Raw genomic sequence first — 21,231 nt, 5'->3', positions numbered from 1 at the left:
TGTTCAATGCATTCGTAATCTGATTTGAAATATGTTAGTTAAGGGGAAATAAGAAAATGAATACTCCAATCTTGGAAGTTATTACGAATATTGATCTTTTTCTCAAATTTTTTAATAATATCTCTGACCTGGTGTATCTATCAAAGGTGAAAGTGGATGGCTCCTACCAATATATGTTCGCCAATGATCCTGCGAAAACATTTACAGGCTTGAAGAATGAGGATTTTGGCGGGGACTTGTCTGACGTGCTCGATGAACATACTGCGAAGCTGGCGATCACAAAGTACGACGAAGCGATACAACAGGGAGGACCGCTTACCTATGAAGAGGAAATGCCTGGTCTCCAATTCGGCGAAGCTTCTGATGTTGCAAGAGAATCCATGTATTTCGAAACGACGGTGACCCCTATTTTCAAAGAATCGGGAGAATGTACGCATATTCTCGCGATTGCGAGAAATATAACGGAACGCAGAATGAAAGACAAAGAAATTGAGTTTGTGAAAAATCGTCTGGAGCTTGTGTGGAACAGTACGACTGACATTATCTATACAATTGATGAAAATGCTGATTTTATCCATGTAAATCAAGCGTTCACCGAAGTGTTGGGGTGGAGGGAAGAAGAGCTGTTCAATGACAGGAGCATCACGATCATCCCCGAGGGTTATTGGGATGATATCAGAGAAATTCTGGCACATTTAAGGGAGGGGGAAAGCATCCCGTCCCATACGGCAAGACGTGTATGCAAAGGAGGGAAGCTAGTCGATGTTCTGGCATCCTATTCCCCGACTTACGATGATTCCGGCAAGTGGAGCGGAGCAGTCGTCATTTATAAAGATGTCTCCATCCAGCAGAAAGTGCAGAATCAGCTTCAGGAAAGTGAAGAGAAATACCGTCTGATTGCCGAACATTCATCCGATTTAATTAAAGTGCTTGATCTCGAGGGTACTGTCCTTTACGCATCCCCTTCCCATCAGCACATCCTGAACATCGATCCGGATCATTATCTGAATAAATCGATTAAATGTTTCCTTCATCAGGAAGATATGTACAAAATCGATCTGCTCATCCATAAAATCACTCATTCCGAAGAGTCGGCGTCAATCGAAATAAGGGCAGCCAAGAAAAACGGGGATTGGGTCTGGGTTGATTCGGTCGGGACCCCTGTATTTGACGAAAGCGGGAAAATGGTACGCATCATTACTGAAGGACGTGACATCTCCGAGCGTAAACTGTATGAAGATAAATTAAGAAAGCTTGCTTTGTATGATCATTTGACTGGTCTTCCGAATCGAACTCTCTTTATTAGCAGACTGAAGGAAGCGATGGATGAAGCAAGACGTACTCAAACGAAACTCGCTGTTCTATTCATGGATCTGGATAGGTTCAAAAAGGTAAATGACACGATGGGCCATGACATTGGCGATCAATTGCTGGTCAAATTTGCGGAAAGGGTACAGTCTTGCTTGAGGGAAGAAGATGTGCTTGCACGATTTGCCGGGGACGAATTTGTTCTTCTGATCCCTGAATTGAAAGCGGAAGATGAGATTCTGCCAATCGCTCAGCGGATCATGGGCTGCCTGCAGGAAGAATGGGAGATAGAAGAGCATGTTTTCACCACGACTTCCTCGATTGGCATCGCTTTTTACCCTCCATATGAACAAAGCTATAAAGAAATCATAAAATATGCCGATGAAGCATTGTATAAAGCGAAAGAAAAAGGAAGAAATAATTACCATCTTTACAAACAAGAAGAAATAACCGATAGTAGGAGTATATGCCCATGATCTTTAAAAGGGAGGAATCGTATCGTTATACGTTTCCACAGCCGATTCCATGCTCGCTATCCATTGTCGGCGTCGAGCATATCAGGATCAATACAGGAAAAGGAGAAGGGGAACTGGTTGATATCAGTCCTCATGGATGCAAACTAAGCTCTTCATTTGATATACCTGTTGAGCAAAAGGTGACGGTCCGATTGGAGTTTACTCTTTATCAAGGGATTATAGTCGCTTCCGGCATCCTCGTTTGGCAAAAGCTTAACGGCGAAGGCTTCCTGTATGGCGTAGAGTTCGTGAAAGAGGAAAATCTTGAGGAATTGATTACAGAAGACCTTAAGCTTCTGGTCAAAGAAAACGAATCATAATGTGTACCTTCGATAATGGCAAACTTATTGAAAGATAAGGACGCAAAGCTACGGGTCTAAGGCTGCTTCAGCTACGATCGCCGGGTTACCGAAAAGGATTGGAGACGTTTAGGGAAGAGTAGGTGAAAAATGCTACTCTTATTCAAGCAGACCCGCCAATCTTTTTGGCGGGTCTTTTTATATATATTAACTAGGAGGAATTAACTATGACAATTGAAATGCAGACAGGATTATTAGAGGATCACGTAAGAGCTATTCTGGATTTGCTTGGTGAAGATACAAACCGTGAAGGGTTACTCGATACACCGAAACGCGTAGCGAAAATGTACAGGGAAGTATTTGAAGGAGTCGGTGTCGATCCTGAAATCGCATTGACGACCACATTCGAAGAAGAGTATGAAGGAATGGTCGTAGTAAAGGACATCAATTACTACACATTCTGTGAACATCACCTCATCCCTTTCTTCGGTAAAGCGCATATCGGCTACATCCCGAATGGACAGGTCGTCGGTTTAAGCAAATTTGCGAGACTGGTAGAGCTGATCTCCAAACGCCCGCAGGTGCAGGAGCGGATGACCCAGCAAATGGCCAACGCCATCATGAATGTCCTTCAGCCGGAAGGAGTCATCGTCAGCGTGGAAGGACAGCATCTGTGCATGTGTGCACGCGGGGTGAAAAAGCCGGGAAGTTCGACAGTTACGACGATCAAGAAGGGTGCTTTCAAAAACAATGATGCGCTGGTTGAGGAGTTTGAGCGGGCGCTGGCGAGAGATTAATAGGAGGGATATTTATGTTATATCTATCTAGAAAATTATATTTCTCTGCACTTCATTCCTACCGGATTGAAGAGTGGAGCGAAGAGAAGAACCGGGACGTTTTCGGTCCTTGCAGCAATCCGAATGGCCACGGACATGATTACACCCTGGAAGTCATGGTGAAAGGAAAGCTTAACAGAGAATCCGGGATCGTCGTAAACATCACAGACATTGACAAAGTAGTGAAGTCCTTCGTCGCCGAACATCTAGATGGGAAATTTTTAAACAAAGAGAACGATCATTTCGAAGAGAATATACCTACGACCGAAAATATCGTCACTTATATTTGGAATTCTTTAGATGGAAAAATCGATCACTGCGAGCTTCACAAAATTCGTCTGCATGAAAACAACTTTTTATATTCCGAAAAGGAGGAAGAACAAATGGTCCGATTAACACGCAAGTATCATTTCTGTACCGCACACCGCCTGCATAGCGAGCAGCTGAGCAGCGAAGAAAATCGGGAGATCTTCGGAAAGTGCAACAACCCATATGGACACGGCCATAATTATTATTTGGAAGTCACCGTAAACGGGAAGCCTGATCCGGTAACCGGAATGATTGCAAATCTTGCAGACATTGATGAAGTGGTAGAGAAAGAAATCATGAAGAAATTCGATCATAAGCATCTTAACTTAGACACAGAAGAGTTTAAGCATTTGAATCCAACGTCTGAAAATGTAGCGGTTGTCATCTGGGATCTGTTGTCTCCGAAACTATCAAACCTGTATAAGATCGGTCTTTATGAAACGGAAAAGAATTACTTCGAATATTACGGACCTGAAGAGGATCTGCAGTATGGAGCATAAGGGACGGTTAACTGGAAAAACGATCGTGATCACAGGTTCCAGTAAAGGAATCGGCCGAGAAACGGCTTTCCTGCTTGAGAAAGAGGGAGCGAATCTAGTACTGGGAAGCAGGAGTAATCAAGAAGAAAGAAAAGGAAACCTGCTTGAAGTCCCTCTGGACGTGACGGATGAACAATCAATTCAAGATTTTGTCCGTAAGGCAATCGAGCATTTCGGCCGTATTGATGTACTTATCAACAGTGCCGGAGTAGGCGTGTTTGAAAGCATCCTTGATTCCTCTGTCGAAGAGTTTGATCAGATGATTTCAACCAATTTGCGCGGGTCATTTCTTACTTCTAAATATATCGGGAAACACATGGTGCAAGAGCGAAAAGGACATATTCTCAATTTAGTATCGATTGCCGGAACAACGGCGCTGCCCGGTTGCGGAGGATACTCCGCCTCAAAATTCGGCTTGCTTGGATTAACCAAGGTGATGCAGGCAGAACTGAGACAGCATGGAGTACAAGTAACAGCCGTGCTTCCAGGTGCCGTCAGCAGTAGCTTCTGGGAAAACATCGAGCCGAGACCGGATATGAGCGCAATGATTCCTGCTGAAGTTGTTGCCAAGCATTTGCTGGCATTGATCACTCAGCCGGATGGCGCATACGTCGATGAAATCACCATCATGCCGCCGCTCGGCATTCTTTAAGGGGGAGCGATATTGAGACGGCTGATTGATAAGGTATTTAAAGACTCAACAAAAAATAATAAGCCCCCGTCTCTTCCCTTGGAGCTGTCTTACAGAGAGGTGAACTACCGGACGAAAAGGGGTTTTCTCGCCAAGAAACTATGTCATTACGCAGGACTTGAAGCTGCAGCAGGCGATGAGATTTTCTATTCCTCACTATCATGTGCAGCATGTGAAGAAAATGATGAGGACCACGAGTTCTTCCTTTATTTAAGCGAGCTGATGTTGAAATGGGCAGATCAACGCCGGGATATCAGGGAACAAATCTTAAAGCTGGACGTCAAATCTGACCTTCAAAATGCGATGTTGAAAGCACATGAGATATATAAAAAGGACATTTTCACCACAATAGAACCCATTTCAGAGCAGAAACATCCGGAATGGGAGAAGTGGAAGGTGTACCGCGATGTCATCATGGCATCGACACAAGGGAAATTCCTTCTTATATCGGAACAGGAACTCAACGGTTTTAAAAAAGGCAGGGTGTTCTGTCAAGGAACGATTAAGAAGCTTGCCGACATACCGAGCTGCCGCCATCTGGCGAAAGACAGCCTTGAAGCGATGGGCTACAGTGATTCCACCATTATGAGCTGGCTCCTGGTATTGTCTGAAGCGATCACCAACACGATCAAGCACGGAGAAGAAGGAAAAATGACGCTGGTCGAAGATGAAGATCAAAACGAGATTCGCTTTATTATAGAGGACCGAGGGCCTGGATTTTCCCTCAAAGAACTGCCAAAGACGACCCTGCTCGCAGGCTACTCGACAAAGAAATCGATGGGACAGGGGTTCACACTGATGATGAAAATGTCGAAGCAGGTTTCCTTATATACAACATCAGAAGGTTCAACGATCATTTTGTCCTTCAATCGGGGGGAACCTTCAGGGAAATTAAATCAAACGGGATAGGAACCGAAGCCTATACCAGTTCTTATACAAAAAGGAGTGAACAAATGTGAAAACGATGGACCCGGATACTATCTTGAAAACCATTAAGCGAACGCTGAAAACGGCAAGACTATTCGATGTCTTCTGGGAGAGGTGGATTGTCCACGGATTGGACAAGGACGACTTGACAAAAGCCCGCGCCAACTTGAATTCACTTGAAGGATGGCAGAATACATGGGCAAAACTCGCGGAAGAAAAAGAAAGGAAAGCAGGAGAATTTGAGTCGCAGCGTAACTATACCGAGGCAGAAGAAGCCTATCGGCAAACGGCTCTCTATTACAACCTCAATTACTGGATCGATCCTAAGTATTCACGGGAAAAGATTCATTGGTATAAAAAATGCCTGCAATTCATGAATAAAGCAGACTCTTTATCAGACATTCCAACAACATACAAGACACTTGTACTTCAAGATCAAAGCTTCTGCTCAGGCAGAATCCGGGTCCCGGACAATCCACAAGGCGTCATCATCATCGTCAACCCAATCGACTCATCCAAAGAAGAACTCTATAAGTATGAAATGGAGTTTGTGCAGAAAGGGTTCATCACAATGAGTTTTGACGGGCCTGGTCAGGGAGAAACCTTCTTGCTGAATGATGTCATCGGAACAAGGGTGAGATGGGAAAGCTTCATACATCACCTCATCGATTTTGCAAGTGAGACATATGATCTTCCTGTCTATCTGTTCGGAACGAGCCTGGCTGCTTCCTGGGTGTTGTATGGAAGTTCGAATAAGAATGTGGCGAAAGCCGTTGTGGTCAGCCCGGCTGTGGAGTTGGAGCGGATGAATATGCCGGGGTATTTCATGAATCGCATGGAATGTTCCTGCATTGTCGATGACAAAAATGAAGAGGAAACAGAGAGATCCATCCCTAAATTCGACAGCATTAACTACCATGCTCCTGTGCTTGTCTTTTACGGAAAAAAGGACATGATGATCACTAATGAAGAATTTTCACGGTTATTTGATAATATATCTTCGGAAAAGCATCTTGTGGAGTATGAGCATGAAGGTCATGTATGCAATTACAAGTTAGATGAAATCCGTAAAACAACTATAGCCTGGTTTTCGGGAAAATTAACAATGAAAGAGGAACAGAGATGAAGGGTGAAAAAATAACTTTAAGAAGGCAATTTCTAATTAAAGTCCTATCATTATTATTAATCATTGCCATTGTATCAGGAATCGCGCAGCTTTACTTAATGAAGGATCAAATCAATAAACAATCCAACAGCCAAGCTGAAGCAGTTGCTAACACTGTCATGAGGGGCTTAGAACAGACTGACTTGGCAACTACCACGATTGAAAGTCAAATTGATTTAACGCTCGTTTCTCACTCCAAACATATCGGTACTCTATTAAAAGGAAAAAATGCGAGTGAGATTACAAAACAAGAATTATCTTCAATAAAAGAAGAATTAGGATTGGCAGGGATTTCGATCATTAAAGAAAATGCGGCTAAAGATGACTTTGTGGCAATTCAGTCCACTGAAGAGGAGGAAATCGGATTCAGCTTCAAGGAGTTTGGTTATTATGAAATCGGCCATCTTTTGATGGCAGGACAACTTCCTAAAGTACCGGGTGCAACATTTACAAACCCGTATACCCTTGTATTGCCCATTGCACAATCGGCTTCCCATGCTGATAAAGCGAAGTTTTTCAAATACGCATACTTTTATGAGGAAGGAACTGATTTTATTATCAATCCTTTTATTGAGGCAAATGAAGTTAATCAATACTTAGAAAATGTGGGGCCGGAAACTGAAATTAAAGAACTGGTAAAGGACGGTGAATTTGTTCAGGAGATCGCTGTGTTAAATCCTAAAGTGTTCGCCGATCCTACTCTAGCAGAACAAATCTATCCACCTCTCAAGCAAGTAGAGGCAGGGAACTTCACATACGGAACGTTCAATGACAAGAAAATGCTGGCAGGTTCAAGTATTGAGACTGCAACTTTTATCGAAAGTGTCAAAGGAAAGAAGCTGTACAAAATGTTCATCCCATTAGACGAAAACCGCGTCATCTACATCGCACTCGACTACGAAAAAATGAGCGGACCGCTATACCGTCACTCGATCATTTTAATCGTCTCAGGTCTTGCGTCTCTTGTCGTGCTATTCCTGTTAACAGCAAGGTTCTTCAATCGAATCTATGAGAACCTGCAAAAAATCAAAACACAGATTACTTCTTTGGAAGAAGGAGATTTGACGGTTAAGAGCTCGATCAAAGATGGAAGTGAGCTTGAAGTGTTATCAGAAAGCACCAACCGGATGGTGGATAAATTGAACACACTTGTAACAGATACGCATGAACAAGCAATTAAAGCACAGCGTCTGTCCGTATTGCTTGAATCGGAAGCGTCTGAATCCGTTAAAAAAATGTACACTCTCTCCACGGAAGCGACAATTAAGTCGAGGGAGCAGTTGAATGAAATCACAGCGTTCCTGGATGAGATAGCAGCTTCATTGCTTATTCTCCCGAATGCAGGAGGCACTGAAGAAATTCTCGAAAGGGTAGACGCTCTGAAACAAATCGCCAAAGACCGCACGGCTGCCACTACTGATACAACGATTACTTTATCCGATCTTGTACAGTCCCTGCATGAACAGGCAAGTGAGCTCTCGGATATATCTAACTCGCTGCTTGATTATATGGGCAAATTTAAATTATAAGGGGGAGATCCAGATGAACGAATTGATCATTACAGTAGAAGTGAAAGAGTCGACTGCAATACTAAAGCTTTATGGGATATTGGACATCTCGACCAATGCCTCCATTGAGCCCTATCTTGAGAAAATGGGGGATATCGAAGTGTTGGTGTTTGATTTCAGCGGACTTGATTTCATCGATTCGACCGGGATCGGCTCCATTATGAATGCAATTTACCTATCGGAGGAGAAGCACTTTATCGTACGTCTGCAGGGTGTGAATGACTTGACTCATCAGGTGTTTGAAATGGTGGGACTATATCAGATCCTGGATGCCATGCAAGGGGAGGTCATCTGATTGTTTATGGATAAACTATCAATCTCCCATGATAAAAATGAACATACGAAAGAAGACCGGACGTTTCAGCGTGAAATCAACCTGGCCAGAAATATTCAATCTACGCTTCTGAATGGAGACATCCCATCTATTCAAGGTGGGGAAGTCATCGGGTCGACCCTCCCTGCAAGACTGATTGGCGGCGATTATTATGACTTCTATCCTCTTCTGAACGGGAAAATCAGGATTGTGATAGGTGACGTCATGGGAAAGGGAATCCCGGCTGCGATGCTGATGATTTTGACTCGCGGAGCTTTCAGGAGTGCAGCAGAAAGCACGAAAGGACCGGGTGATAATCTGACTGCGATGAATCAAGCTATATACAAGGACCTGCGTGCCCTGAAATCATTCGTAACACTTTTCTGTGCAGACTGGGATCCTAACACCGGCATGCTCACGTATGCGAATGCAGGACACAACCTTCCATTACGTGTGAACGGAAAGACCAAAGAAGTGACAGAGCTTCCGAAAGCAAAAGGAATCATGGTCGGCGGTCTTCCGAATCAAGTCTACCAGGAAGAATCTATTAAACTTGAAGAAAATGACACGATTTTCTTCTACACAGACGGGATTGTCGAAGCGCAAAATGAACGTAACGAACAGTACCAATTGGAACGATTAGTCGAAACACTATCTTCCAACCAAGAAAAAGCTGCAGGAGAATTGGAATCAAGTGTAATGGAGTCGATCCATCGATTTACCGAAGGGGCTCCGCAGAAAGATGACATCACGATGGTGATATTAAAGGTAACGGATGAAAAATCAGATATCTCAAGTTTGAATTCACCTGTATTAAACATGTAGACGGAGGTGATCACATGCAGAAGATTGTTTCAAAAGGAAAGGACATTAACGAAGCGATTTCCATCGGATTAGAACTTCTAGACGCAACCAAGCAGGAAGTGAACATTGAAATCGTCCAGCAGGAATCAAGAGGATTTATGGGTATTCTCGGCAAGCAGGCGGTGGTAAAGCTTACAAAACTTGATGCAACTTCGAAGGAAGCCGCCGGTACTGATCTTGATGTGGCAGCTGCTCTTGAGAAAATAATGGATGACCCGGAAGCTGGAACCGAAACGGAACGGGAGATGGAGAAAACACCTGTCTTCGATACGCTGGCAGGAAAAGTATGGGTGGAAAATGGCCGCATTCAATGCAAGGCATCACCTGCTCATTTTCCAATGGTCACCATAGGAGAGAATATCCAATTATTCAAGAACAACACGCTCGTCAAGGAAAAGACAATTATTGTCTCAGAACTGGACATCTATGAAATCAAGCTGAAAAACGAGGAAAAAGAAACCCGTTGGTCGGTCAAAATGGACAGTCAAAAATTACGGGTGGAAGTTAAGGTTGAACCTGGATATAAGATTACAAGATCCATCACGGACATTGAACCGGATACCCACATTGAACTGAAGATGGAAGAAAAGAAAGAAGTTCATAATACGCTGCACTATTCAGATCTGATGAATAAGCTTGAGACTCTGCGCGTTATCCACGGATTTCATCAGGATGAAATGGTCCGGGCGACGCAAACAGAAGAGGCTGGATCTTTCGTTATCGCGGAAGGAATCAAAGCAAAACCCGGAAAAGACGGATGGGTTGAATTAAAGGTAAATGTGGACGATATAAATGAAGGACCGAAAGAAACGAAAGACGGACGCGTCGATTTCCGTGAAACAAAGACCCTGCCAACTGTAGAGCGCGGGCAAGTAGTAGCCGTCGTTCATCCTCCCATACCAGGAAAGATGGGGTATACGGTCACCAATGAACCACTGCCGGCGAAACAGACACATCCCGTCGTCCTCCGTGCAGGAAACGGTATCTCGTTAGTGGACGATAAAGTAGTAGCTACGGAGTCCGGGCGCCCGCTTGTGGAGGAGAGAGGCAGACTTGTCAAATTAGCGATTCTGCCGAAGCTAATCCATGAAGGGAATGTTGACCTTGCATCCGGAAACATTCACTTCAAAGGGGACGTTGAAATCTTCGGTGAAGTAGGAGAAAGAATGCTCGTCGAAGCCGAAGGGGATGTCACTGTCCATAAAACGGTCACGAATGCAGCTGTAACTTCATCAGGCGCCGTCGTCACGTACGGCAATATCATCAGCTCCGAAATGTCTGCGGGGAAAAGCAACCTGTTAATAGTAGAGTTAGGACATTTGCTGGGCAATCTTCACCGTGATATAGAAAGGATCATTGCCGTCATTCAGCAGCTGACCCTGTCACCTGCGTTCAAATCAAGTGACTTTTCACGCGGCGGACTTCAGCCTCTTATCCGAATTTTGCTGGAAAAGAAATTTAAAGATTTCCAGACACATGCCAAGAAGTATGTGGAAGTCGTCAGAAAAGGAGAAGAATTCCTGCCAGATGATGACTGGAGGCAAGTCAGTGTATCACTGACCCACTTGTTTCTATCGTTGACCAATGAAGTAACATCGCTTGATAGAATTAAAGAACTGGCTGTGAAAATGAAGGAATTACACGAATTGAGCCTGATCCCTGTCGAACCCGATTCCTATATCACAATCCCCAATGCTCTGAACAGCAAAATCTACTGCAGCGGCAATATCCTGATATTGGGGCAAGGAAGCATCAATACCAAGATCCACGCAGGAGGAAAGCTGAAAGTCAGCGGCATAATCCGTGGAGGTGAAGTGTACGGTAGACTGGGAGTGGAAATCCACGAGGTTGGAGCAGAAAGTGGAACATCAACGCTGATTTCCGTGCCCGCCGACCAAACTATTTCCATTCAAAAAGCAATGGAAGGCACTGTCATACGAGTCGGCAGCACAAAACACACTTTTGATCAAACAACATACGGCGTCCGTGCGCGCTTGGACTCCGATGGAAAACTCATACTAAATTAACTAGTTGTTGGAGGAATGAACTATGATTAGATTTTCGACAGAAGAAGAGAATGAGAATCTAGAAGTGAAAATCGAAGGGGACCTTGACATCGACAGCACCGAAATCATCGACGAACAGCTCCTCCCGCTCATGGGAAAATACAAAAAAGTAGATGTGAACTTTGCGCAAGTCCCTTTCGTTGACTCATCAGGCATGGGACTTCTGCTAAATATGGTCCGGTCCCTCGGTGAAAAAGGAACAGTAGTCACCATCTCCCACATCCGAAAAGAAGTGCGGGATGTATTCGAACTCCTGCAAATCCCTGATATTCTGGGTGAAGGTGTAGTTATCTGATTTTAGAGGCACCGGAATTTAAACAAACGTTTGATTAAGATAGGGAATCCCAATGAAGACGAGGTTTCCCGGACTTAAACAAACGTTTGTTTTACTTTTGAGGGACGTGATTTTCACTCGTAATGGTGCAAACCAATCTACTTTCATATAAAATGAAAAAGATACATAGGTTAGATTAGGACATGTTGCCGGCAGCCCTCCCAGGACTGCCGATCGGCAAATAAAGAATAAGAGGGGTAACGACTATGAAAACGGCAATTGTAACGGATAGCACAGCCTACATCCCGAAAGAATTGCGCGATTCTTTACACATACACATGATCCCGCTCAGCGTCATCCTCGGCGGCGAAACATACAGGGAAGAAATCGACATCACGGCAAACGACTTCTACGAAGAAGTAGTCACACAAGACAAGCTTCCCACCACATCGCAGCCCCCGGTAGGCGAATTCGCAGAGATGTTTGAAAAATTGGCTCGTGACTATGACGAGGTGATTTCGATTCATTTATCAAGCGGCATCAGCGGCACCTACCAGGGAGCGGGACAGGCTGAGGGAATGGTCGAGGGAATCAAAGTCTATCCTTATGATTCAGAAATCAGTTGTATGGTCCAGGGATTCTACGCGCTTGAGGCGGCCAAGCTTGCTCGTGAAGGAAAAGGCGCGGAAGAAATCATTCAGGTGTTGGATGAAATGAAAAAGTCCGTCCAGGCATACTTCATGGTTGACGACCTCGCGCACCTGCAGCGCGGCGGCCGGTTATCACAGGCACAGGCAATCATTGGCAGTCTTTTGCAGGTAAAGCCTTTGCTGCATTTTGTGGATAAGGTGATCGTGCCGTTTGAGAAGATTCGTACTCGGAAGAAGGCATTGAAACGGATAGAAGGGTTGCTTGATGACGCCGTGAAGGATGGCGGGGCGTATCGGGCTTCGATCATACATGCAAACCGCGAAGGTGAAGCGGTGGAGTGGATGAAGGAGCTTTCTGAGAAATATCCGAATGTAGAGTTTGATGTGAGTTATTTTGGTCCGGTGATCGGGACTCATTTGGGTGAGGGTTCGATGGGGCTGGGCTGGGCTAGGAAGATGACATAATTGTGGTTGTGGGTCAGGTGCTTTGGTGCCTGGCTTTTTTTAGTGAATATTTAGTGGGGTGCCAGGAACAAAAGGCTGTGTTTGTGCCAGGAACAAATGGACCGAATTGTGCCAGGAACAATAGAGCTTGTTTGTGCCAGGAACAAATCACCCGACTTGTGCCAGGAACAAAACAGCCATTCTGTTCCTGGTACAAGTTATTTCAAGAAAAAGCAGGGGAATTAAAAAGTTTGTCGAATGAAGTTATTATTCCAGTAAAAATAGAAAGGAAGATTCAATGGGAAGACAACCTCGAATTTGGTATCCTGGTGCAATTTATCATATTACTGCCAGAGGGAATAGAAAAAATAATGTTTTTAGGGACAGCAAAGATTACCATCATTACTTTTCACTTCTATTAAGAGCTAAACTTCGAACACCATTCATCTTACACTCTTTTTGTCTCATGCCTAACCATATCCACTTAGTGATCGAAACCATCAACCACTCCCCCACCGAGATCATTCATTATATTCACTCCATTTACGCAAGATACTTCAATAGAAAGTACAATTATGTTGGTCATGTATTTCAGGATAGATACTATTCTAAGGTGATAAAAAACATGAAGCAGCTGCTGGATACAATCAGTTATGTCCACTTGAATCCTGTAAAGTCACGCAGTTCAAAGGCACCCGAAGATTACCGATGGAGTAATTACAAGACCTATATCACAAAGAATAACGATAAATTAACGGATAAGGAAAAGGTCTATCAAGCATTGGGTGAAAATCCACAACAAAAATATCAATTCTATGTAGAATCAAAATTGAGAATTAAAGATTGGGAGATACCGACTTGAAATTTTGTTTAGACTCCCTGGTGCCAGGCACATTTCCCTCAATTTGTTCCTGGCAGAAACCTCGCAGATTGTGCCAGGAACAAAAAACCCACTCTGTGCCAGGCACAGTCCCGCAATAAATAGAAAATACCATACCTTAAGGAGGTCTGCATTTGAGATTCAAACTACAAAACAATTACTTAGTACCTGAACATCTTCTTGAAAAGGACATATTTAAACTCCAAAAAATATCGAACATTGAATTACCACCTCCAGTCCCGCTCGATTCTAAGTTCCCTTACTCCACCCAACTCCAATCCTTCCTCACTGGCCGCGCTCTCCTGCTGGATGAACTACCCTTCGAACTCGAAATGATCCACATTCACTATACGAATGGTTACATCTCTTATCAAAAAGGAGTCGAAAACCACCAATGCCGACGCTGCGGCAACACCAAAAATCACCTATTAGCCGCCTTCCACTGCTTTCGCTGCAAAGAATCCTGCTCCTACTGCAGAAACTGCATCATGATGGGGAGGGTATCCGAGTGCACACCGCTGCTCACCTGGACCGGTCCATCGTCAATTACCGACTCAAAAACGTTATTCGACTGGCAGGGAACCCTGTCCCAAGCCCAGCAGGAAGCGTCCGATCGAGTAGTGGAAGCCGTTCGCAATCATGATGAATTATTAGTCTGGGCCGTCTGCGGCGCCGGAAAAACTGAAGTCCTATTCCAAGGGATTCACCATGCGTTCACTCAAAATAAACGAGTGTGTATCGCTGCACCAAGGACCGACGTCATCCTCGAACTTTCCCCGCGCCTCCAAAAAGTCTTACCAAAAACCTCCATCACCACCCTGTATGGCGGCTCAGAAGACCGCCACAGTTACGGGCAACTCGTGCTTTCAACGACCCATCAACTCTACCGCTATCAACATGCCTTTGATCTCATGATCATCGATGAAGTCGATGCTTTCCCCTATTCGTATGATTCTTCCCTCCAATTTGCGGTAAACAAGGCACGCAAGCCCCAGTCGGCAGTGGTCCGTTTGACAGCGACTCCCGATACGAAAACACAGGGAAGGTGTTACTCGGGAAAACAACATCATGTCCGTATTCCAGCACGTTTTCACCGGCATCCGATTCCTTCCCCGCGCTTTGCCTGGTGCGGCAATTGGGACAAGGCATTCAAGAAGAACCGGATTCCCTCTCCACTCAAAAAATGGACGATGAAGAGGCTGCATCAAAGCAAACAGACCCTCATTTTCTTCCCGTCCGTACAGGCAATGGAAAACGCATTGCCGCTGTTTCAGGAACTGGATCCGTCAATACAATCCGTCCACGCAGAAGACCCCGACAGAAAAGAGAAAGTTCAAAAGCTGAGAGACAATGAAACTCCGGTCCTGCTCACGACCACGATTTTAGAAAGAGGGGTCACCATCCCGAATATCGATGTCGCCGTTTTGGGTGCCGAGGAGAAGATTTTTACCGAAAGTGCCCTCGTCCAGATTGCCGGGAGGGCGGGCAGGAGTGCCGAGTTTCCGAAGGGGGACGTCGTGTATTTTCATTACGGACGAACGAGGGAAATGATCAATGCCCTTCAGCACATATTCATGATGAACAGAGAAGCACGAAAGAGGGGGTTAATCGATGAGTGATCTCTGTCTGTACTGCGGGAATCCGATTAAGGAAGTGATCTCATGGAAAGGATTTTTTTACAGTGAGCCACAGTATCTTTGTGAAGATTGTCAAAAGGGATTGCAAGCCATAGAGGGAAAAAGGTGTTCATGCTGCTCCCGTTCACTTGAGAAACTTCCCGAAGAACTGATGAAAGGGGGAGTGTGTCTGGACTGTTTTCGCTGGGAACAAAATCCAAAATGGACAGGCATCCTCCAACATAACACTTCCCTCTTCGAATACAATGACTTCCTCAAAGAATACCTCGCACGCTACAAATACCGGGGTGATCACATGCTGGCAAAAGTATTCAGGTTTCAACTTGCAACTTGTCTCAAAAACAATAACTACGACCACATCATCCCTATCCCGCTCAGCGAAGAACGCCAATATGAACGCGGGTTCAATCAATCTGCAGCACTTTTAGAAGAAGCACAAATCTTACATTCCCATCTGCTATCAAGATCCCATTCCGAAAAACAATCCAAAAAATCCCGGCGCGACAGGCTACAGCAGAAGCAAATCTTCACGCTAATCGAAAAAGACTTCAACGGCCAATCCATCCTTCTCTTCGATGACATCTACACGACGGGAACAACTCTGAGACATGCAGCCAAACTTTTGAAGGAAGCCGGTGCCGAACAAGTCACATCGTTCACGCTCGCCCGCGGCTAAAAGATTTCTTGTTTCCTCCGATATAAAGGGTAAGAATGAGTACCATCAGGAGGAAGATCAAGATGTCAGATATCATGAATTGTCCACGCTGTAATGCGTTGTTTATGAAAAATAAAATCCGGGAAGTATGTGAAAACTGTTTTAAAGAAGAAGAAACCATGTATGATACGGTGTATCGATTTTTGAAAAAGAGAGAAAACCGGGCCGCGACGATGGAAACCGTGATAAATACGACTGGAGTAGAAGAAGAATTATTGTACAAATGGGTGAAAAAGGGTCGCATCCAGACGAAACTTTTTCCCAACCTGGGTTATCCGTGTGATAAATGCGGGAAAATCATTACCAGCGGCAAGCTTTGTCAGGAATGCAGTGATGGGTTGAAAAAGGATTTGAAGCAGTTCGAGGCGAACAATGAATGGAAAGAGAAGTTGAATACGCAGCGGACCTATTACACAATGCGTGACAAGTGAACCAGATCATAATTAGGAAGAACTAACCAGTGAAGATCACTAAACATTGAAGTGTTCTATCCGATATACTTAAATAGAGACACTTTGAACGTGATGAAAGCGAGGGAAACAATATGAAGATCAATAATATTGGGAACCAGAATATCAATCCGTACCAGCGCAATATGAACAAGCTGGATTCAGCGGCGAAGTCCGGGAAAGCGCCTTCTGATAAAATCGAGATTTCGTCCACTGCCAAGGAAATGCAGGAGACGTCAAAGCTCATGAAGGAACGCCAGGCGAAGGTGGAGGCATTGAAGGATCAGGTACAGAACGGAAATTATACGATCGATCCGAAAGCCATCGCACAAGGATTAAAGAATTTCTATCAAAGCTAGGGGAGAGCAAGCATGTCCGCATCTGCATTAGTCGCAACGCTTGGAAAACTATATAAGCTGAATAAAAGTTTGTTCGACCTTTCCGCAAAGAAGACCGATGTAATCAAAAGCGGCGATATGGAAGGGCTTGATCATCTGTTGAAAGACGAGCAGAAGCATATTACTGCCATCAACATGGTCGAAAACGAACGCCAGCGGGAATCAGCCGATTATTTGAAAACCATGGATCTGCTGACGGAAGAGCCGCCTACCCTATCACAATGCATCGAGTACAGCCCGCCAGGAGATCAAGAAGTGCTTCGGGACTGGCAAATACAATTGACAGATCTGGTTTCTCAGTTGAAGGAACGGAATGAGCTGAATCAGAAGCTGATCTATCAATCTCTTCAATTTGTGAATATGAATCTATCCGCGATGCAGCCGCAGGACCAGCAATCGACTTACGGTCGTCCGAACGGCGAAAAAAAAGCACCGGCACAGCGATCAATCTTTGATTCGCAAGCCTAATTTTCTGAAACGGAGGCACCACCATGCGATCTACTTTCCACGGCCTTGAAACCGCCAAGCGCGGCATGTACACACAGCAAGGCGCCCTATATACAACAGGCCACAATATTTCCAACGCCAACACACCGGGCTACAGCCGTCAGCGTGTGAACTTTGAACAGACAACTCCATATCCGGCTCCTTCGATGAACCGTCCTGATATTCCCGGTCAAATGGGAACTGGTGTTGAGGCAGGGTCCATTCAGCGTGTGCGTGATTCGTTCCTGGATGTTCAATACCGCGGTGAAAATAACAAGCTTGGCTATTGGGAATCGAAAATGGAAGCGATGAAGAAAATGGAGGAAGTCATGAACGAACCATCAGAGTCAGGCTTGTCCAAGACGATGGACATGTTCTGGCAGTCGCTCCAGGATCTTGCGGTGAACCCGACGAACGCAGGTGCACGTTCCGTTGTCCGCGAACGCGGAATTGCAGTGGCGAATACATTCAATTACTTGTCCACGTCACTGACAGGTGTGCGCGGTGATTTAAAAAATGAACTTTCCGTTACTGAAAAACAAATAAATTCACTGACTAGCCAAATCGATAAAATCAACAAACAGATCGCCGATGTCGAGCCTCATGGCTATTTACCGAACGACCTGTATGATGAGCGAGACCGCTTAATCGACGAATTATCGTCACATGTTTCCATCCAGACAAGCTATCAATCAAGCGGCGGAGCAGCTTCTCCGATTGCAGAAGGTCAGGTGACCGTCAACCTGGTCGGCAAGGACGGCAATTTTGCCGTGAATCTTGTTGGGAAAAGCGGAGCGAACGAACTGAAGCTTTCCATGGAAGGGCCGCAGGATACGGTCGATACTGTCACGATCGGGAGCCAGACTCTCGATGTGAATGACTTCCTATCCCAAGGTGAAGGGAAATTAAGAGCACTCATCGATACATACGGCTACTCTGACAAGAACGGTGCAGCACAAGGCTCTTACATTACGATGCTGAACGAACTCGACAACATGGCGTATGAATTCGCGAAAGCCTTTAATGAACAGCATCAGGAAGGAGTATCGCCAGCGGAAATGGAAGATCCGTCCGTTGAAACACCGAAGTTCTTCCAGGATGCTGCCGATGCTTCTGCAGACTTGGATAACGTCGATAAAGCAGGATTTGCACAGCGCATGCAGATTGCGGATGAACTGAGCAACCTGGACATGATCGCTACTGCAAGTGCAGACAATCCTACACTTGGTGATTCGGCCAACGTCAGCGCGCTTGCTGATATCATCACGTCTGTCGAACTTTCATACGGTGAAAAACCGGCAACATTCAGAGCCCACTTTGAATCCGTCATCGGTGCCATGGCAGTAGAATCACAGGAATCTCTCAGACTAACCCAGAATTCCGGAGTCCTGAGGTCAGCGGTTGAAGAGCGCCGCATGTCCGTGAGCGGTGTCTCGCTCGATGAAGAAATGACGAATATGATCAAATTCCAGCACGCCTACAACGCCTCTGCGCGGATGATCACTCTCCAGGACGAAATGCTCGACAAGATTATCAACGGCATGGGAACCGTAGGAAGATAGGAAGGTGAATTGTAAATGCGCGTAACACAAAGCATGCTAACCAATAACTCAATGAGAAACCTCAGCTCCTCCTATGCACGCATGGGACAGTTGCAGGAACAGCTCGCCACCGGCAAAAAAATCACCAAACCTTCCGACGATCCGGTCGTCGCGATGAAAGGGATGTTCTACCGTTCCAACTTGACGAGCATCGAACAGTATAAGCGGAATCTTTCCGAGCTGTACCTGTGGATGGACAACTCCGAAGCAGGAATCGACCAGGCGAATCAAGGCTTGCAGCGGGTCCGTGAACTGACGCTTCAAGGAATGAACGGAACATTAAGTGAAGAAGACAAAAAAGCCGTCGCTGTAGAAATTGAACAGATCAAGAAGGACCTGGTAGGAGTTGCCGAAACGAAGGTGGCCGGCCGCTATATTTTTCATGGAACCGACATAGGGAATTCTCCTATCAAAGACGGAACTCCAGCAGACGGCAGTGCACCGCAAGTAGCAGATAACCTGACTAGTGCAGTGATTGGTTCTTATAATGTAGAAGTTTCACAGGGAGTTTCTTTAAAGGCAAATGTGAATCCGGGCAACGTATTCAGCCAAGAGCTTTTTGACACGGTCCATAACATTCAAAAAGCCTTGGAATCAGGAGACACTGATGCCCTTGATACTGAATTAGGGAACCTGGACGATGTCATGAAAACCCTGTCGGCGGAGCGCTCCGAACTCGGCGCCCGCTACAACCGCCTGGAAATGATCGACGACCGTTTAGGACAGCAGGAAGTAGTGGCGAACCGCATCCTTTCCGACAATGAAGATGCAGACATCGAACGAGTCATCACCTACCTTAAGACCCAGGAAAGTGTCCACCGTGCGGCACTTGGTGTAGGCGCAAGAATCATTCAGCCAACATTAATGGACTTTTTAAGATAAAAAAAAGCAAGGGGACCAACCCTTTAAGGTGTTTAGTCACCTTAAAGGCGGTCTCCTTTTTTAGTAGAGGTGAAAGGATATGAACTTTCCGCAAATACGATTGCAATCCACACCACCATCCATCGGGATCAAAACGACTCCCGGAAAACTAGAAGTCGAAACACCCCCGCCGGCACTGGACATCCAGCAGCCGAAAGCGAAGATGGAAATTGAACTTAGACCATCGAAGCTGACGATTGACCAAACCGAAGCAAGAGCAGACATGGATTTGAAATCAGTGCGCAGACGAATCGAAGACTTTGCGAGGCAGGGACATGAGGATTGGCTGACCTGCCTCGCCCGGATGGCACAGGACGGGGATGAACTGATGAGGATCGAAAACGGCGGAAACGCTATTGCCGAGCAGGCAAAACGAAACAGTGAAGACCCGATCTATGACTTCAACATCGGCTGGATCCCCTCAGCCGGGAGCGTAAAGATACAATACGATCCCGGTGACGTGAACGTGAATTTTGAGCCGCAGAAAGTCATCAACAATACACAGATAGTGAAGCCGAACATCAACATATCGAAAGCACAAGTGGATATCAGCCTTCAAAAATATGCCGATTTACAAATTGATTTTGTGAATTTAAAACATGTCGGAATTAATTACGAACAGGAAATCTAAATAAAAGGGATGAGAACATGAAGATAAAAACGAAATACCATGGAGAGATTGACGTCAAAGAGGACGGTGTATTGAATTTTGAGCAGGGAATCCCCGGATTTGCCGTTGAGAAAAAATTCGTCCTGCTTCCTCTGCCGGAAAATGACTTGTTTCATATCCTGCAATCGGTTTCCACCCCCCAGCTCGGATTCGTGGTGACCGATCCGTTTCTATTCACGAAAGAGTTTGACTTCGAACTAGATCAAGGCAGCGTTGATACACTGGGATTCACTGACGAGAAAAATGTAAAAGTACTGACCATCCTTACAATGAAGGAAACCCTTCATGACTCGACTGCCAACCTGCAAGCTCCGATCGTGATCAATCTGGCAAACAACAAAGCCAAACAAGTGATCCTGAATGATTCGAACTATCAAACAAAACATCTGCTCTTTGCTCAACCAGAGCAAGCTGGTAAGGAGTGAGACGATGCTGGTATTAACGAGAAAAACCGGAGAAGCCATTCAAATAGGTGAAGATATCGAAATCAGTGTGGTATCGGTAAAAGGAGATCAGGTAAAGCTCGGCATCAATGCGCCGAAGAACTTCGAAATCCACCGAAAAGAAATCTACCTGACCATCCAGGAAGAAAACGCCGATGCCTCCAAAGGAATCGACAACCTCTTCAACATTTTGCCGAAAAAACAATAATTTTTTCGAGTAACCTATTAAACACTGGTAAAATCGACCGATATTAACCATGTAA

Annotated in this window: 25 protein-coding genes, 1 pseudogene and 1 riboswitch; all 26 genes and pseudogenes read left to right on the top strand. The window is 45.2% G+C overall.

Annotated elements, in window-relative coordinates:
* The first annotated feature begins 56 nt into the window (after positions 1-56).
* The 26 genes and pseudogenes from V6B33_RS05030 (at position 57) to csrA (ending at position 21,176) form a co-directional block, all read left to right on the top strand.
* A complete protein-coding gene (locus V6B33_RS05030) occupies positions 57-1,784 on the top strand; it encodes a sensor domain-containing protein (protein WP_334216654.1) in 1,728 nt (575 codons plus the stop codon).
* A complete protein-coding gene (locus V6B33_RS05025; protein ID WP_334216653.1) occupies positions 1,781-2,143 on the top strand; it encodes a PilZ domain-containing protein in 363 nt (120 codons plus the stop codon). Before V6B33_RS05030 ends, V6B33_RS05025 begins: the two co-directional genes overlap by 4 nt.
* A 7-nt stretch (positions 2,144-2,150) precedes the next feature.
* Positions 2,151-2,236: riboswitch (cyclic di-GMP riboswitch) on the top strand.
* 113 nt (positions 2,237-2,349) lie between these two features.
* Positions 2,350-2,919 carry a GTP cyclohydrolase I FolE gene (folE, locus tag V6B33_RS05020; protein ID WP_334216652.1) on the top strand — a complete coding sequence of 190 codons (570 nt, stop codon included), beginning with the start codon at positions 2,350-2,352 and terminating at the stop codon, positions 2,917-2,919.
* A 14-nt stretch (positions 2,920-2,933) separates the two neighbouring features.
* A complete protein-coding gene (locus tag V6B33_RS05015) occupies positions 2,934-3,767 on the top strand; it encodes a 6-carboxytetrahydropterin synthase (RefSeq protein WP_334216651.1) in 834 nt (277 codons plus the stop codon).
* Positions 3,757-4,458, top strand: coding sequence for an SDR family oxidoreductase (locus V6B33_RS05010; protein ID WP_334216650.1), 702 nt, complete (start codon positions 3,757-3,759; stop codon positions 4,456-4,458). The genes V6B33_RS05015 and V6B33_RS05010 overlap by 11 nt, the downstream gene beginning before the upstream one ends.
* Before the next feature lie 12 nt (positions 4,459-4,470).
* Positions 4,471-5,406, top strand: coding sequence for an ATP-binding protein (locus tag V6B33_RS05005; protein ID WP_334216649.1), 936 nt, complete (start codon positions 4,471-4,473; stop codon positions 5,404-5,406).
* Between the two features lie 46 nt (positions 5,407-5,452).
* Positions 5,453-6,550, top strand: a complete 1,098-nt coding sequence (locus V6B33_RS05000; protein ID WP_334216648.1) for an alpha/beta hydrolase — start codon at positions 5,453-5,455, stop codon at positions 6,548-6,550.
* Positions 6,547-8,118 carry a methyl-accepting chemotaxis protein gene (locus V6B33_RS04995; protein WP_334216647.1) on the top strand — a complete coding sequence of 524 codons (1,572 nt, stop codon included), beginning with the start codon at positions 6,547-6,549 and terminating at the stop codon, positions 8,116-8,118. Before V6B33_RS05000 ends, V6B33_RS04995 begins: the two co-directional genes overlap by 4 nt.
* A gap of 13 nt (positions 8,119-8,131) precedes the next feature.
* A complete protein-coding gene (locus V6B33_RS04990) occupies positions 8,132-8,452 on the top strand; it encodes an STAS domain-containing protein (RefSeq protein WP_334216646.1) in 321 nt (106 codons plus the stop codon).
* Between the two features lie 6 nt (positions 8,453-8,458).
* Positions 8,459-9,295 carry a PP2C family protein-serine/threonine phosphatase gene (locus tag V6B33_RS04985; RefSeq protein WP_334217060.1) on the top strand — a complete coding sequence of 279 codons (837 nt, stop codon included), beginning with the start codon at positions 8,459-8,461 and terminating at the stop codon, positions 9,293-9,295.
* A gap of 14 nt (positions 9,296-9,309) precedes the next feature.
* Complete coding sequence (locus tag V6B33_RS04980) at positions 9,310-11,361, top strand: FapA family protein (RefSeq protein WP_334216645.1); 2,052 nt, start codon at positions 9,310-9,312, stop codon at positions 11,359-11,361.
* Between the two features lie 22 nt (positions 11,362-11,383).
* Positions 11,384-11,695 (top strand): STAS domain-containing protein, encoded by a 312-nt coding sequence (locus tag V6B33_RS04975; RefSeq protein WP_334216644.1) that lies wholly within the window; start codon positions 11,384-11,386, stop codon positions 11,693-11,695.
* Between the two features lie 245 nt (positions 11,696-11,940).
* Positions 11,941-12,789 (top strand): DegV family protein, encoded by an 849-nt coding sequence (locus V6B33_RS04970; RefSeq protein WP_334216643.1) that lies wholly within the window; start codon positions 11,941-11,943, stop codon positions 12,787-12,789.
* Between the two features lie 2 nt (positions 12,790-12,791).
* Complete coding sequence (locus V6B33_RS04965) at positions 12,792-13,190, top strand: hypothetical protein (protein ID WP_334216642.1); 399 nt, start codon at positions 12,792-12,794, stop codon at positions 13,188-13,190.
* Positions 13,085-13,369 (top strand): annotated as a pseudogene (locus tag V6B33_RS22045) (transposase); the annotation flags it as partial. The gene V6B33_RS04965 and the pseudogene V6B33_RS22045, both read left to right, overlap by 106 nt.
* 24 nt (positions 13,370-13,393) lie before the next feature.
* On the top strand, positions 13,394-13,630 hold the full coding sequence (locus tag V6B33_RS04960) for a hypothetical protein (protein WP_334216641.1): 237 nt from the start codon (positions 13,394-13,396) through the stop codon (positions 13,628-13,630).
* Positions 13,631-13,782: 152 nt separating this feature from the next.
* Positions 13,783-15,267: a DEAD/DEAH box helicase gene (locus V6B33_RS04955; protein WP_334216640.1), complete on the top strand. Its 1,485-nt coding sequence runs from the start codon at positions 13,783-13,785 to the stop codon at positions 15,265-15,267.
* Positions 15,260-15,961, top strand: a complete 702-nt coding sequence (locus tag V6B33_RS04950; protein WP_334216639.1) for a ComF family protein — start codon at positions 15,260-15,262, stop codon at positions 15,959-15,961. The genes V6B33_RS04955 and V6B33_RS04950 overlap by 8 nt, the downstream gene beginning before the upstream one ends.
* Positions 15,962-16,023: 62 nt before the next feature.
* A complete protein-coding gene (locus V6B33_RS04945) occupies positions 16,024-16,431 on the top strand; it encodes a TIGR03826 family flagellar region protein (protein ID WP_334216638.1) in 408 nt (135 codons plus the stop codon).
* 113 nt (positions 16,432-16,544) lie between these two features.
* Positions 16,545-16,808 carry a flagellar biosynthesis anti-sigma factor FlgM gene (gene flgM, locus V6B33_RS04940; RefSeq protein ID WP_334216637.1) on the top strand — a complete coding sequence of 88 codons (264 nt, stop codon included), beginning with the start codon at positions 16,545-16,547 and terminating at the stop codon, positions 16,806-16,808.
* Between the two features lie 12 nt (positions 16,809-16,820).
* Positions 16,821-17,315: a flagellar protein FlgN gene (locus V6B33_RS04935; RefSeq protein WP_334216636.1), complete on the top strand. Its 495-nt coding sequence runs from the start codon at positions 16,821-16,823 to the stop codon at positions 17,313-17,315.
* Positions 17,316-17,338: 23 nt separating this feature from the next.
* Positions 17,339-18,895, top strand: coding sequence for a flagellar hook-associated protein FlgK (gene flgK, locus V6B33_RS04930; RefSeq protein ID WP_334216635.1), 1,557 nt, complete (start codon positions 17,339-17,341; stop codon positions 18,893-18,895).
* 15 nt (positions 18,896-18,910) lie between these two features.
* Entirely contained in the window at positions 18,911-19,816 is a 906-nt protein-coding gene (gene flgL / locus V6B33_RS04925; RefSeq protein ID WP_334216634.1) for a flagellar hook-associated protein FlgL, read from the top strand.
* 79 nt (positions 19,817-19,895) lie between these two features.
* Positions 19,896-20,486, top strand: coding sequence for a DUF6470 family protein (locus V6B33_RS04920; RefSeq protein WP_334216633.1), 591 nt, complete (start codon positions 19,896-19,898; stop codon positions 20,484-20,486).
* Positions 20,487-20,503: 17 nt separating this feature from the next.
* Complete coding sequence (gene fliW / locus V6B33_RS04915; protein ID WP_334216632.1) at positions 20,504-20,950, top strand: flagellar assembly protein FliW; 447 nt, start codon at positions 20,504-20,506, stop codon at positions 20,948-20,950.
* Positions 20,951-20,954: 4 nt separating this feature from the next.
* Positions 20,955-21,176 carry a carbon storage regulator CsrA gene (gene csrA, locus V6B33_RS04910; protein WP_334216631.1) on the top strand — a complete coding sequence of 74 codons (222 nt, stop codon included), beginning with the start codon at positions 20,955-20,957 and terminating at the stop codon, positions 21,174-21,176.
* Positions 21,177-21,231: the final 55 nt, after the last annotated feature.

The organism is Mangrovibacillus sp. Mu-81, assembly GCF_036867415.1.
GTDB lineage: Bacteria > Bacillota > Bacilli > Bacillales > Bacillaceae_B > Rossellomorea.
Note: the sequence above shows the minus strand (reverse complement) of the source record. Positions and strands in the feature narration are given on the sequence as shown.

What these genes read in the sequence shown, in the direction of transcription:
- V6B33_RS05030 (WP_334216654.1), top strand. Translation starts at nt 57, where the DNA reads ATGAATACTCCAATCTTGGAAGTTATTACGAATATTGATCTTTTTCTC.
- V6B33_RS05025 (WP_334216653.1), top strand. Translation starts at nt 1,781, where the DNA reads ATGATCTTTAAAAGGGAGGAATCGTATCGTTATACGTTTCCACAGCCG.
- folE (WP_334216652.1), top strand. Translation starts at nt 2,350, where the DNA reads ATGACAATTGAAATGCAGACAGGATTATTAGAGGATCACGTAAGAGCT.
- V6B33_RS05015 (WP_334216651.1), top strand. Translation starts at nt 2,934, where the DNA reads ATGTTATATCTATCTAGAAAATTATATTTCTCTGCACTTCATTCCTAC.
- V6B33_RS05010 (WP_334216650.1), top strand. Translation starts at nt 3,757, where the DNA reads ATGGAGCATAAGGGACGGTTAACTGGAAAAACGATCGTGATCACAGGT.
- V6B33_RS04995 (WP_334216647.1), top strand. Translation starts at nt 6,547, where the DNA reads ATGAAGGGTGAAAAAATAACTTTAAGAAGGCAATTTCTAATTAAAGTC.
- V6B33_RS04990 (WP_334216646.1), top strand. Translation starts at nt 8,132, where the DNA reads ATGAACGAATTGATCATTACAGTAGAAGTGAAAGAGTCGACTGCAATA.
- V6B33_RS04985 (WP_334217060.1), top strand. Translation starts at nt 8,459, where the DNA reads ATGGATAAACTATCAATCTCCCATGATAAAAATGAACATACGAAAGAA.
- V6B33_RS04980 (WP_334216645.1), top strand. Translation starts at nt 9,310, where the DNA reads ATGCAGAAGATTGTTTCAAAAGGAAAGGACATTAACGAAGCGATTTCC.
- V6B33_RS04975 (WP_334216644.1), top strand. Translation starts at nt 11,384, where the DNA reads ATGATTAGATTTTCGACAGAAGAAGAGAATGAGAATCTAGAAGTGAAA.
- V6B33_RS04970 (WP_334216643.1), top strand. Translation starts at nt 11,941, where the DNA reads ATGAAAACGGCAATTGTAACGGATAGCACAGCCTACATCCCGAAAGAA.
- V6B33_RS04960 (WP_334216641.1), top strand. Translation starts at nt 13,394, where the DNA reads ATGAAGCAGCTGCTGGATACAATCAGTTATGTCCACTTGAATCCTGTA.
- V6B33_RS04950 (WP_334216639.1), top strand. Translation starts at nt 15,260, where the DNA reads ATGAGTGATCTCTGTCTGTACTGCGGGAATCCGATTAAGGAAGTGATC.
- V6B33_RS04945 (WP_334216638.1), top strand. Translation starts at nt 16,024, where the DNA reads ATGTCAGATATCATGAATTGTCCACGCTGTAATGCGTTGTTTATGAAA.
- flgM (WP_334216637.1), top strand. Translation starts at nt 16,545, where the DNA reads ATGAAGATCAATAATATTGGGAACCAGAATATCAATCCGTACCAGCGC.
- V6B33_RS04935 (WP_334216636.1), top strand. Translation starts at nt 16,821, where the DNA reads ATGTCCGCATCTGCATTAGTCGCAACGCTTGGAAAACTATATAAGCTG.
- flgK (WP_334216635.1), top strand. Translation starts at nt 17,339, where the DNA reads ATGCGATCTACTTTCCACGGCCTTGAAACCGCCAAGCGCGGCATGTAC.
- flgL (WP_334216634.1), top strand. Translation starts at nt 18,911, where the DNA reads ATGCGCGTAACACAAAGCATGCTAACCAATAACTCAATGAGAAACCTC.
- V6B33_RS04920 (WP_334216633.1), top strand. Translation starts at nt 19,896, where the DNA reads ATGAACTTTCCGCAAATACGATTGCAATCCACACCACCATCCATCGGG.
- fliW (WP_334216632.1), top strand. Translation starts at nt 20,504, where the DNA reads ATGAAGATAAAAACGAAATACCATGGAGAGATTGACGTCAAAGAGGAC.
- csrA (WP_334216631.1), top strand. Translation starts at nt 20,955, where the DNA reads ATGCTGGTATTAACGAGAAAAACCGGAGAAGCCATTCAAATAGGTGAA.